Here is a 13,016-nt window from a genome sequence, read left to right as displayed (position 1 = left end):
TATTAGATTTTAATATAAATTATATCTTCTCGAATTAACCTTCCTTTAATTTCATCTTCGCGTTTCGATACAATATTCCCACCCATATGTTTATAAAATCTCATAGCTGGATTTCCTTTTAGACAATTAATTATTACTGAAGAATACCCAAGCTGTTTTAATTCATCTATTGTAGTTAAAAATAATTTTTTTCCTAATCCTAATCCCTGAAAACCTTGAAGTAAATACAGTGCATTAATTTCTCCTGAATCAGCAAATGATGTATTTCTTGATTTCCCATAACTACAAAATCCTATAATTGTATTTTCTAAAGATATTACTATTACATTATTATTTTTCTTTATATCTTCTCGTCTTTTCTCAGCTAAATCTTTTAACTCATTAATTCTTTTATTAATCAACTCATCAGGTATTAATCCAGTATATGTTGTTTTCCATGTATATACATTTACTATACTTATGCCTAATGCATCTTCTCCAATGGCTTTACGAATTTCAAACATGTATTTACACCTACTACCCTATTTAGATTTTTATATAATTAAACAATTTATTTTTTATATAAAATAATAACTACAAATTAATTATCTTAGCCATTAAGTATTCATCTATGTACTTTCCATCCACATACATAGATTTTCTTTTTATGCCCTCTATTTCAAAGCCATTTTTTCTATATAAATGCGTGGCCACCTTATTAATACAAAGCACCGTAAGTTCAAGCCTAATGATTTTTCTTTGCTTAGCCCATTCATTTAGCTTTTCAAAAAACTTTGTACCAATTCCATCATTTTGATATTTTTCTCTTATACCAACTACTATATATGCGCTATGTTTATTTCTTCTTACTGCTCCTATCTCAGCTGAAATATAACCTATAATTTCACTTTTATCTAATGTTAAAAAAATAAATTATTTTCATCTACTGCACCATCCACAACCTTATGAAGTTTATCTAATCTTTTAGGTCTTTCACCTGGCTCAAACATCATAAACTTTGTTTCATAATCCAAGCTATTCATCATTTCCCACAAAACTCTTGTATCTGATTTTTCAACATTTCTGAATACAATATTGCTATTCAAAAATATCCCCCCTTAGATATATTTATTAAGCCATTGTATAACCTCTTCTTCTGACTTACTTGTATGAAAATCATGTTCACTATTAACTGATATTGTTAACTCACTCTTAAACCTTTTTACAAAATCCTCTATAACTATAGAACTCTGCAAATTATCTTTTGTTCCATAAATAATTGAGGTGGGTACATTCCATTTAATAATCGGATGTTGTTTTACATAACAATAGTAATCCCAAGAAAGGATATCTATTGGTGTAGCTATTTTCTTTTTTTCTCTAAGTAATTCCTCAGTTACATTAAACCATTCGAACATTTTTCCTATAAGATGTTCCATATCAACAATTGGTGACTGAAATAAACATTTATCTATAGGATAATCTTTATATGCAATTAAGCTAAAATATGCACCTAGACTACAGCCAAATAAATTTATGATTGTCCACTTCTTCTCTACATAACTCCAAACTATTTTAAGCTCCTGTACTCCATTAAAAACATCACATTTATAATTTTCATTTTTTCGTTCACCGTGTTCAGGAAGATCAAAGCTAAGAACCTGATATCCTTTATCTTCAGCTATCTGGGCAAATTTATGTGCACTTTCTTTATTTGATCCTTTTCCATGTACAAATATATATATTTTATCTGAAGCCTTTCCCCACAAAATAGCTGGAATATTTCCTATTTCTATTCTTCTCTTATTTAAAAAACTCATAATACACCTCTCTTAATAAAATATGTATTGTTTTTTACCATATAAAACAGTATATTATATATAATATATCATTTTAGAGGGAAGATGTTAATTATGGAAATTTTAAAGAACAGAAAATTTTTTATAGCTTTTGTTGTTCTTATACTTTTACTAATCTTATCCATTGTAGGCTACTTTGGCTTTAATTCTTTAAAAAGTACTAATGATAATTCAACAGGTATAAACGACGTATCACAAAATATAGAAGGTAAAATGTATACTGACAATACCAGTGACAATACCTATGATGTAAAATTTGCCTATTTAGATGGTAAGGACGTTAGAAACATAAAACTAAAAAACTCAAAATGCAGTATAAAAATTTCATCAAAGGTTAAAACAGGAAACTTGAATTTAAAATTAAAGAAAAATAACAACATTATTCTATCTAAAACTATTTTCAATAAAAGCGGAAATGCAGATACCACCTTAAATGTTACAGGAGTTAATAAAAATGGCATTAATATTGAGGTTACAGCTAAAAAAGCCTATAACGGCAGCATATACCTGACTTTTAATTAATAAAAAAGTACTGTAGATATCCTTATAAAATTATCTACAGCACTACTTTTATTTATGACTTTTTAAAACTTCCTCAATTCTTTGAGCTATAGCCTTGTAGCCAGAACTGTTAGGATGAAAATTATCTATAGTAAGGTATTTTTCAGTATCATACTTAAAAAGATCATAGGTTGGTATAAAAACTGCATTAGAGTCATCTGCAATAATATTTTGTGTTCTATAATTCCAAGTATTTAAAAGTTCAATTTTATCTGTTCCTATACTATTTCCAAAGGGATTATATAAACCTATAAAAACAACAGTGCATTTAGAATTATTATCCCGTATAAGTTTAACTATATCCATCACATTATCTACATACTTATCCTCTGTATTTTTTAAATCAATGGCTGAAATAGTATTTTCAAATTTAAATTTACTTACCTCGTTTCCTCCAATAGATATAAAAATCATATTTGCTTTCTTAATTAAATTTTCAGTATCCTTATTTTTTACTATCTGAAGAAGACCATTTGATACATCTCCATTAACCGCTATATTATCAATCTTAACATTTTTATTGTTTTTCTTTCTAAAATAATCCGCAAAATATCCGCTAAAGCCTTTACCTTTCTCATCTCCTGTACCCTTTGCCAAAGAATCTCCCATCACAAGGATATTATAGGCATTAGTAGTATTATTATTTCCTTTTATCATAGAAGTCTCCTTACTACTTTTACTTATATACTTGTCCACAGGAGATGATGTTAAACCTACTGCTTCTCTTATTCCTAAAATTGATATCACTAAAACTACACTAGCTGCAATAACAACTATACCCATTATTAATTTTTTTAACATTTTCTCACCTCTCTAAACAAGTACGTCTTTTCTATTAAATGCAACAAAGCTTATGACAACTGAAACTACTGCCCATATTATTAATATTAGCATTGAAAAGTCAAAATTCATACCTGATACTATTCTCACTTTTCCAGTAAGATACTGGGGTAAATTTAAGTTAACCACAAAAAAATATTTTGCCGCCTCTATATCTTCTAAAAATACACTTAAAATATTTCCTCCTATTAATGCTGCCATCATTATTCCTATAGCTGCTCCGACACTTCTTACAAAAATTGATATCATGAAAGATATTGATGCAACAACTATAGATATAAAAAAGCTTAAAGCAGAAATAATCAAAATATACTCGCCCTCATATATTCCAACAACACTTGAAGCATTAACCTTACCAGCTATTACTTTATATCCAGTTATAACTGGTTCATAAAAGCCAGGACGTTTAAATACAATAAATGAAACTATTAAAGGTATTATAGTCATCAAAAATACAACAAACCCAGACATTATAATAAGTGCTATATATTTACTAAGTAATATCTTCCATCTAGGATATGATCTTGTTAAAAGCATCTTTATTGTTCTATTAGAAAACTCTGAAGAAACTATATCCGCCGCAAGAATTATTATAAGCAGTGGAAGCATTAAAGTAAAAGATTGCTCCATTAAATTAGAAGTAAAATTTCCAACTGTAGGTGACATAGGATTCATATTATTTTTAAGGTAGTATCTGTACTGTTCTATTTGAACATTGATGGATCTTTCATCAGCTTTTTGAACATTTTTATACTTCAGCTTAGTTTGTAAATCCTCAATTTGCTGGCTTATTAAAGGCCTCCAATCATAATTTGTGCTGTTACTATTGGTATAGCTTCTAACTGTTCTCTGGTACTTATTATTTTGACCATAAGCAAATGCACAAGCTTCTATTAATATAATTATCATAATTAAAATTATTTTTTTCTTAAATAACATCTTTATGAGTTCATTTTTAATTAGCTTTACCACATTTTCACCTACCCTACCTATCCTCTGTAATATTTAAAAATAAATCCTCAAGATTTTTCTGTCTACTACTAGCAAATTTAATTTTTAGACCATTATTTACAAACGAATCATTTATCGTAATAAGTCTTTCTTCATCAACTGATGCCTCAAGTTTATTATCGTTAACTTTGCTGTTTATTTGCCAGTTTTCTTTTAAGATTTTTTTACCTTTTTCATTATCACTGAGCTCCCAAAATACTTCTTTAGTTTTTAAAAGTTCTTTAACTGATGCATTTTTAAGAACTCTCCCAGCTTTTATTATTGATACCTTATCACATATGAGTTCAATTTCCGCTATAAGATGACTTGAAATAAGTACCGATATTTTTTCTTCTTTTGATAACCTTTGTATTAAATTTCTTAAGTCATTTATGCCTGATGGATCAAGACCATTAGTAGGTTCATCTAAAATTAGCAGCTTTGGTCTTTTCATAAGTGCTTGTGCAAGCCCCATTCTTTGCTTCATACCAAGAGAATAAGTTGAAACCTTATCATTTATACTTTTTCTCATATTAACTAAATCAATTGCATAATCAATGTCCTCTTTTGTTACATTTTTATCCATGTCTGCAAGCATATTAAGATTATCGTATCCACTCATGTACTCGTATAAATCTGGTCCTTCTATTATACACCCTACTTTTTCCATTGCTTTAACATATTCATTAGTAATTGAGTGTCCGCAAATTTCAATTTTACCTGAAGTGGGTTTAGAAAGTCCTACAATCATTCTAAGGGTTGTGGATTTCCCTGAGCCATTGGGTCCTAAAAAGCCCAAAACCTCACCTTCATCTATTGAAAAAGTTATACCCTTTATAATTTCCCTACCATGTATTACTTTATGCACATCCTTAACAAGTAAAATTTTCTCCTCCATAATATACACTTCTCCTATTTACTTACTAAAATCAAGATTTATCTTCACTATCTCTCCCTTTGTACCTACTCTTATAGGTGGACCCCAAGTGCCATAACCAGAAGTTACTATCAAATTAAAATTTCTTCTTTTCATATATCCATAGCTATCTTCAAACACAAGTTCTGTAGTAAAATTAAACGGAAAAACTTGCCCTTGATGAGTATGCCCTGAAAGCTGCAAATCCACTCCGTTTTTTTCTGCTTCTTCTAAAGCAACTGGTCTATGGTTTAATTCAATAATAGGCAATTTTTTATCTACATTCTTTAGAACTTCCTTTAATGGCTTTACTTTTCCACCTGCCGCATCATTTCTTCCCACAACATAAAAGCTATCATTAACTTTAACTGCCTCATCCTTAAGTACCTTAACCTTTGCTTTTTCCATATATTTAATTGCCACCTCGGCATTATTCATATATTCATGATTTCCAGTTATTGAATAAACTCCGTATTTTGTTTTTATTTTTTTAAAAGCACTGCTATAGTATTTTTCAAGAGAAGCTTCTGTACTTTCGTCTACCATATCTCCTGCAAAAAACACTATATCTGGATTAAGTCTATTTATTGAAGTAACAAGCTTATCAATTCCATGTTCTCTAATCATTATACCCATATGCACATCTGATACTAATACAATATTTAACTTTTTTATTTTACCTGCCTTTTTATTTACATTAACTGTATAATTGGTTGTTGTTTGATTAATAGCATGCCAAAAGCCCAATATAACTATAGCTAAAACTACTATAAAAATAGAGATTCCTCTACCATAAACAGTGCTCAAATAAGCTCTCCCTTTTCCTCTAAACCCTAGTTTATTTAACATAAATTTTATGAAATCAGTTATTGGAAAAAGTATTATAAGATAACAAAATACAGCTAGAGAAATTGCACTTATATATGTAAACATTTCTGTAAGCATATTATTTATGGTTATAGTACTTCTTAAAATAGCAGCTATTATAAAAGAGAATGCTAAAAGCCAAAATATAATCCAGTATAATTTTGTTCCTGAACTATTACGCTTAGTAAAAAGTACTCGTTTTCCTTTTGCTCCGATATAGTACCAAAGCATAGTATATATAAATAATATTAATAATAGTAAAATAATATTTCCAACTATTATTAAAAGCGTTCTCACTAAATCACTTTCTTTCTAACTCTACATGTTAATTTTTATTAATTATACATTTATATATCTTTTAATACAACCTTATTTAAAGGTTTTCTAAGCATATCTATAACAACAATAATAGCAATAAAAATTATACCTATCCATACCACATTACTTACCCTATTTAATGAAAATCTAAATATTACAGCATAGGTATCATCAAATCCATGAAGTAGAATTGCTATAAGTAAACTTCCTTTTGTTTTATTATAAAGCCATGTTATTTCTAAGGACAAAATTATAGTTACTATTAGGTAGCTTATAAAGCCTTCATACCCTGAGCCTTTAATAAAAAACATAGGCAAATGCCAAAAAGTCCATATGACTCCTACTATTATTCCTGAAAGTATTGGATGAAATTTACTTTGAAGTCTAGGAAGTAAAAAACCTCTCCATCCAAGCTCTTCTTCAACAGGACCTCCAAATAAAACTATTAATACAAATAAGCCTATCACACCAATTATACTATTAGTTTTAAATAAATAAGACTGACTGGTATTAATTATAACTTTAGTATTTCCACCTAGTACATTATAAATAACTCCAATAATAAAACTTTGTGCATTTACAGAAAACATTGCGGCTAAATAAAAAAGAACATTAAATTTCCACTTCATTAGGCTTTTAAATAAATAATTTATACCAGCTTTTCCTCTAAAATAATAAGAGAGTATTATTCCTACAATACTTGGCATAGACGCTCCTAATATTCTTAAAAAGGTATATAGACTATTATTATAATAAATACTTTTATTTAAAATACTTCTAGATGATAAGGCTAAAATTCCCCAACATAAATACGTTCCTACAAAAGTAAAAATCAAAAAAGTTATTATTTCGTCTCTCTTTAATTGCTTCAATTTTTCACCTCTTTTCTGTTCTAGTTTATATCCTTTTCTATGTTATTGTAAAGAAAAAAGAAGGTAATAACGTAACCTTCTTCCTCAAAACCTTTTTTTATTTAAAATATATTTGTCCTATAAGTAAGTTTAATTATTTCATTTAATGATCCACATTAAAGGTAATTATCTTATCGAAGACTATATATTAATCTTCGCCTGATACATTAAACTTATAGGTTGGTGTATTGGTTTTACCACTTGCTTTATCATTATTATTGTAAACATATGTACCTTTTTATACAAGTATGTAACAAAATAAAAGCATTTAAAATTAATTAAATGCCTTTATTATCTCTATTCTTATTCAATTTTCTAATCTAATCTTTTTATCTAACCTTTACAGTATTCAAATGAATTTCTAATGCTTTTTTAATTCCTAGCTGTTCAATATTTACTATATTTTTAGTAATAGCCATTTTTAAACCTTCAACTTTATTTAAATCCATTTTCCATATGTCCTTATAAGCTAAAACTGCTTGAACTAGCTTTTCTAAAGCTTCCTCTGTTCCGTCACAATTTTCCCAGATAGTTTTGTAAAACTTTAAAATATGATCATCATCTGATAATTCTATAGTTTCCTTGCCTCTCTTGCCCTTATAAAAATATATTAAAGCTGCTAGTGAAAATACTAGTCTATGAGGAAGTTCTCCATTTATCTTTAAATAATCAAGTATAGAAGGCATGTCTCTTGTTTCAAACTTTGACATAGAATTTAAAGCTATAGTCATTAAATAATGATGTATAAATGGGTTTTTAAATCTTTCAATAATTGAATCAGCATATGTAACTAGCTCTTCTTCTGGAATATCTTCACTTACTAAAGTAGGAACTATTTCTTCATATATAGCTTCTTTTATAAATTCTCCTACAACTTCATGCTCTACAGCTTCTCTTACAGTATCTAACCCATAAAGGTATGCCACTGGAACAAGTGCAGTATGAGCTCCGTTTAATATTCTTACTTTTCTTTCTCTATATGGCGTAACATCATTAACCAATTTTACGTTTAGTCCAGCTTCTTCAACTGGAAGTTCATCCTTAAGGAAGCTTGGTCCTTCAATTACCCATAAATAATATTGTTCACTTACTACTACCATTTTATCTTCATATCCGATTTCTTTTGTAACTTCTTCAATATTATCCTTAGGATATCCTGGAACTATTCTATCTACAAGTGTATTGCAAAATGTATTCTCTGTTTCTATCCAAGCTAAAAACTCTTCTTCAAGCTTCCACACCTCTGCATACTTCTTTATTATAGCTTTAAGCTCCTCACCATTTTTTTCAATTAACTCACAAGGAATAACTATAAGACCCCTGCCCTTTTCCCCTTTAAAAAATTTAAACCTTTCATACAATAACGCTGTAAGTTTTCCTGGATAACTTTTTTGACATCCACTTTTGTATTTATCATTTTCATCAAAGGCAATTCCAGCTTCTGTTGTGTTTGATATAACAAATTTTAATTCCTTACTTCTTGCTACTTCAAGATATTTATCAAACTCTTCATATGGATTTATACAGTTACTTATACAGTTAATAACAGAATGCTCCTTAACAGCTTCTCCATCCTTAATTCCTTGAAGACATACAGTAAATAGACCATCTTGTGCCTTTAATTTAGGGAGTACTCTTCCGCTTTCTCTAGGTTGAATTGCTACTACTCCTGAATTAAAATTAGCCTCATCATTCATTTTTTGTATTTGCCAGTCCACAAAAGCTCTTAAAAAGTTTCCTTCTCCAAATTGTATAATTCTCTCGGGGTATTTTTTATAGTCTTTAAAGGTTTCCTTATTTAAATTCATTATGGTTCCTCCTAAGGTTTTATTATAAAAGTTTTAAATGCTTCGCTCTGTTTTATGCACACGTTAACAATTGCAAATAGAACTTCTCTTGATTTTTCATTTCCCAAAACGTTTTCTCTATTCATGTTAACTTTTACATCTGATACTCTATATTATAATTACTTAATTTCAAAATTTCAACCCTTTTTGCACACGTTAACATTTTAACAAACTGTTTTGCATATTTCTATGAATAATATGAGGCTTAGATTTTAATATTTACAATTAAAACCTAAGCCTTATACTATCTTGGTTAGCTTACACTCGAATATTATGTATCTGACCTTTTAATTTTCTTTGTAAGAGAATCTTTTATTAAGTAAAACTTTTTTAAAACCTTCCAGCCACGTGATTTATAAATTTTATTAAGCTCTTTTCTATAATATATACGCTTGTTCTCTTGTTCTTCTAATTTAAAATTCACTTTTTTTACTTTCTTCTTATAAATTTCTAACTCCTTAGATAGCTTGTACATATTAATTTGAAGTATGCTATTTTGCAGATTTAATTGCGCCATTTCATACTTTTCATCACATTTTTTTGAAGCTACAGCTGTACTACCACTTGGAACATTTTCTTTTATTCTCTCCACATGTTCCTTAAGTATTTTCCTGTCCTTAGCAATTATATTTGAATAGTCCAAAGGATTGTTTATCACCTGCTCTGATAAACTTATAATATCACCTAAATTTCTAAATAAGTACCCCTCAAGCCCTCTATCCTGAAGAAAGAATCTAGATTTTTCCTGCTCCATTAATATAAATGGAACATTATGTGTGTATGAAAATATAGCTCCATGCAATGAACATGTTATAAAATAATCAAACTTCCCTACTATAGTAAATATATGAAGTGGCTTCATTATTGGAAGAATCCTAGAATTTTTAATTTTGCTACTCAATTTACTCATATAAAGATAGTCATAATTATAATGTGTTATTGGAATAAAATATATATTATATGGAAGCCTAGACGCCCAATTTATAAATAATTCTTCTTCCTCTTTAGAAAAAACATCTGGAATAAGATGAATTCCTATACTCCGTTCTTTTATATTAATAGGACATTCTTTTAAATCATCTAAAAGCATTGTTGTACATGGAACTACCCTGCTATCCTTATTAATATAACCAGCTTTTTTTCTGTCACCTTCGCTTCTAAAGGATATATATTTATAATCTTCTAAATATTCAAGATCAGTAGGATTACCAACAACTCCAACAGAATTTAATATATTAGCCCCCCTGAGCTTAAATTTATCATAAAAGAAATCACTATTTTCTCTTAATAAGTGACCTCCTCCTATGATTACAGTATCATATTTAAGTAAATCAACATTATTAAGTAAAACCTCATCATAATCAACTTTTAAATTTTTCACTATTTTTCTCAAACTAATACCAATGGCCACATCACCAGTATTTCCACTGATATTATCGTACATTATTCCCACTTTCCTCTTCAATAAGTACACCCCTTAAAATACACCTTTTTATGTATTCACATTATTATAATTTGTTAGTCTATAGTATAACCATGAAAAATTAACATAATATAAATTTAATATAAAATTTTTATAATCTTTAGTAAACACAAAATCTCCCTTTGATAAACAAAGAGAGATTTTATGTTATTCTATAACACATTCTTTAATTTTTTCTACAAACTTGTCCATTTCCTCATCATTTCCTATACTTACTCTTAAGTAATTATTAATTCTTTCGGTATTAAAATATCTTACCAATATTCCTTTTTTCTTTAGTTCTTTAAATATATGTTCTGCCAAAACCTTTGGATGACTTATAAATATAAAATTAGCCTTAGACTCTATTACCTTAAATCCAATTTTCCTTAATTTATTAGTCACTCTATCCCTTGTAATTATAATTTTTTCCCTTGTCTTCTGAAAATATTCCTTGTCCTTAAATGCAGCTTCTGCTCCTGCAAGGGCAATTCTATCTAAAGTATATGAATTTATAGAATTTTTAACTCTAAGCAAGCCTTCAATTAACTTTGAGTCTCCCATTGCAAATCCAACCCTAAGTCCTGCAAGTGATCTTGATTTTGATAAAGTTTGAACAATTAAAAGATTAGGATACTCTTTTATAAGTCCTACAGCTGACTCTCCGCCAAAATCAATATATGCTTCATCAACAATAACTACCGAGTTAGAATTATACTCTACTATTCTTTTTATATCATTAAGTTCAATATACTTTGCAGTAGGCGCATTGGGATTTGGAATAATTATTCCGCCATTTTCTTTTAAAAATCCATCAACATCTATACTAAAATCGTCCTTTAAAGGAATAAGCTCACAATTTAAACCGAGTAAATTAGTATATACTTTATAAAAACTATATGTTATATCTGCAAAAAATACAGTTTTTTTAGAATCAAAAAAAGTCATAAAGGAAAATGCTAAAACTTCATCGGAGCCATTTCCTACAAAAACCTCGTCCTCTGATATGTTATAGTAATCTGCAACAACCCTTTTTAAAGAATCACAATTAGGGTCAGGATAAAGTTTAAGTTTAAAGTTCGCCGCATCTTTTATAGCTTCAATAACCTTTGGTGATGGAGGGTATGGATTTTCGTTTGTATTTAATTTTATGTATTTTTGATCTTTAGGTTGTTCACCTGGAACATATGGTTCTAATTTTTTTACTCTTTCATTCCAAAATTTACTCATACTTTTCACCTCAAAACACTAAAATATAAAGTTTACCCTAGAACCCAAGTATATATTAACTTGTCTTCTTATATGTATACTATAGCACAAAACTTTAGTGAGTTAAAGTAGTAAATCGTAGAATTGTTTTCTATTCTTCAATATCTATAGAATATGTGCATTGAAATTCTTTTTCTGCCTCTAACATAAGTCCATCTTCTTTTTCTCTAAAATCTCCATTAAAATCTTCGTAATCAGCATGACCAAACCATGGCTCTATACAGACAAATGGTGCACCCTCAGGTTTAGACCATAATCCAACATAAGGGAAGCCTTCAAAAGATACTGTTACTGTAGTGGTATTTTTATCATTCCTTAAGGATATACTTGTAGAATCTAAATCCTTTAATATTAATGCACCTTGCTTAAATATATGTTCACCCAAACTCAATATGTTAGATGCATATAAAAAAGGAGATCTGTTTCTAGATAGTAGACTATTTGAATTTAATTTGCTTACCCCTGTTGTTTCTCTATTTTCGAATTCAATATAATAATCTTCAAATTGTAATTCATCTTCTTCTGCTTGTTTTCCAATAACAGGACAATTAAAGGCAGGATGAGCTCCTATAGAAAAATATATTTTATCTTCATCTACATTCTTTACATTGTAGGTAACATCAATTTTACTCTCTTTAAGACAGTATATGACCCTTAACTCAAATTTATACGGATACTTTTCTAAAGTTTCTTCATTCCATCCAAGTTTAAAAACTGCTGTATCTTCAGTTTTACTTTCTAATTCAAATTTCATATCTCTAGCAAATCCATGTTGAGGGAGTTTATATATTTTATCATCTATTCTGTATTTATCTTCTTTCACTCTTCCTACTATAGGAAATAAAATAGGTGCATGTCTGCCCCAATATTTTGAATCAGCAGTCCAGATATATTCATTGTCAGTTTTTTTTCCTTTTACGCTAGTAAGTTCTGCCCCATCTTCTGATATTGAAACTTTCAAATTTTCATTTTCTAAACTCACACACATTATTACCACTCCTTAAATATTATCATCTTAAGCTTAACTTTTTAAATTCATATTCCCACAAAGAATGCAATTATATACCTTTATCTAAAGCAAATACTCCTTACTTTATTTAGTACATCATAAGATACTTCTTTTAAGTCCCTTATATATTTTATCATTTAATTGTATTATATAACAGTTTTTTTGATTATATTTCAATGCGAACTTCC

The 13,016-nt window shown here is 28.6% G+C and carries 14 protein-coding genes; 1 reads left to right on the top strand and 13 read right to left on the bottom strand.

Annotated features, from left to right (window positions below; genetic code table 11):
* Window positions 1-2: 2 nt before the first annotated feature.
* From CLFE_RS04625 to CLFE_RS04610, 4 genes are all read right to left on the bottom strand, one after another.
* Window positions 3-503 carry a GNAT family N-acetyltransferase gene (locus CLFE_RS04625; protein ID WP_077892438.1) on the bottom strand — a complete coding sequence of 167 codons (501 nt, stop codon included), beginning with the start codon at window positions 501-503 and terminating at the stop codon, window positions 3-5.
* Between the two features lie 70 nt (window positions 504-573).
* Window positions 574-858: a GNAT family N-acetyltransferase gene (locus tag CLFE_RS04620; RefSeq protein ID WP_242951561.1), complete on the bottom strand. Its 285-nt coding sequence runs from the start codon at window positions 856-858 to the stop codon at window positions 574-576.
* Between the two features lie 41 nt (window positions 859-899).
* Window positions 900-1,085: a hypothetical protein gene (locus tag CLFE_RS04615; protein WP_242951557.1), complete on the bottom strand. Its 186-nt coding sequence runs from the start codon at window positions 1,083-1,085 to the stop codon at window positions 900-902.
* 12 nt (window positions 1,086-1,097) lie between these two features.
* Window positions 1,098-1,799: an alpha/beta hydrolase gene (locus tag CLFE_RS04610; RefSeq protein ID WP_077892437.1), complete on the bottom strand. Its 702-nt coding sequence runs from the start codon at window positions 1,797-1,799 to the stop codon at window positions 1,098-1,100.
* A 93-nt stretch (window positions 1,800-1,892) separates the two neighbouring features.
* On the opposite strand from CLFE_RS04610, the gene CLFE_RS04605 reads away from it, so the two are divergent.
* On the top strand, window positions 1,893-2,360 hold the full coding sequence (locus CLFE_RS04605) for a hypothetical protein (RefSeq protein ID WP_242951556.1): 468 nt from the start codon (window positions 1,893-1,895) through the stop codon (window positions 2,358-2,360).
* A 48-nt stretch (window positions 2,361-2,408) separates the two neighbouring features.
* Here the strand turns inward: CLFE_RS04605 and CLFE_RS04600 are convergent, their stop codons facing one another.
* The 9 genes from CLFE_RS04600 to CLFE_RS04560 form a co-directional block, all read right to left on the bottom strand.
* Complete coding sequence (locus CLFE_RS04600) at window positions 2,409-3,200, bottom strand: SGNH/GDSL hydrolase family protein (protein WP_077852306.1); 792 nt, start codon at window positions 3,198-3,200, stop codon at window positions 2,409-2,411.
* 12 nt (window positions 3,201-3,212) lie between these two features.
* Entirely contained in the window at window positions 3,213-4,211 is a 999-nt protein-coding gene (locus CLFE_RS04595) for a DUF2705 family protein (RefSeq protein WP_077892435.1), read from the bottom strand.
* Between the two features lie 13 nt (window positions 4,212-4,224).
* The gene (locus CLFE_RS04590; RefSeq protein ID WP_077892434.1) at window positions 4,225-5,127 is read right to left on the bottom strand and encodes an ABC transporter ATP-binding protein; all 903 of its coding nucleotides are present in this window, start codon (window positions 5,125-5,127) and stop codon (window positions 4,225-4,227) included.
* Between the two features lie 18 nt (window positions 5,128-5,145).
* On the bottom strand, window positions 5,146-6,243 hold the full coding sequence (locus tag CLFE_RS04585) for a metallophosphoesterase (RefSeq protein ID WP_432706065.1): 1,098 nt from the start codon (window positions 6,241-6,243) through the stop codon (window positions 5,146-5,148).
* A gap of 116 nt (window positions 6,244-6,359) precedes the next feature.
* Entirely contained in the window at window positions 6,360-7,202 is an 843-nt protein-coding gene (locus CLFE_RS04580; protein ID WP_077892432.1) for a CPBP family intramembrane glutamic endopeptidase, read from the bottom strand.
* Between the two features lie 368 nt (window positions 7,203-7,570).
* A complete protein-coding gene (locus CLFE_RS04575; RefSeq protein WP_077892431.1) occupies window positions 7,571-9,049 on the bottom strand; it encodes a tagaturonate reductase in 1,479 nt (492 codons plus the stop codon).
* Between the two features lie 310 nt (window positions 9,050-9,359).
* Window positions 9,360-10,562: a polysaccharide pyruvyl transferase family protein gene (locus CLFE_RS04570; protein ID WP_432706059.1), complete on the bottom strand. Its 1,203-nt coding sequence runs from the start codon at window positions 10,560-10,562 to the stop codon at window positions 9,360-9,362.
* Window positions 10,563-10,718: 156 nt separating this feature from the next.
* Complete coding sequence (hisC, locus tag CLFE_RS04565; protein WP_077892429.1) at window positions 10,719-11,780, bottom strand: histidinol-phosphate transaminase; 1,062 nt, start codon at window positions 11,778-11,780, stop codon at window positions 10,719-10,721.
* Window positions 11,781-11,910: 130 nt separating this feature from the next.
* A complete protein-coding gene (locus tag CLFE_RS04560) occupies window positions 11,911-12,807 on the bottom strand; it encodes an aldose 1-epimerase family protein (RefSeq protein WP_077832196.1) in 897 nt (298 codons plus the stop codon).
* Between the last annotated feature and the right edge of the window lie 209 nt (window positions 12,808-13,016).

The sequence above is a fragment of the Clostridium felsineum DSM 794 genome (genome assembly GCF_002006355.2).
GTDB lineage: Bacteria > Bacillota > Clostridia > Clostridiales > Clostridiaceae > Clostridium_S > Clostridium_S felsineum.
Note: the sequence above shows the minus strand (reverse complement) of the source record. Positions and strands in the feature narration are given on the sequence as shown.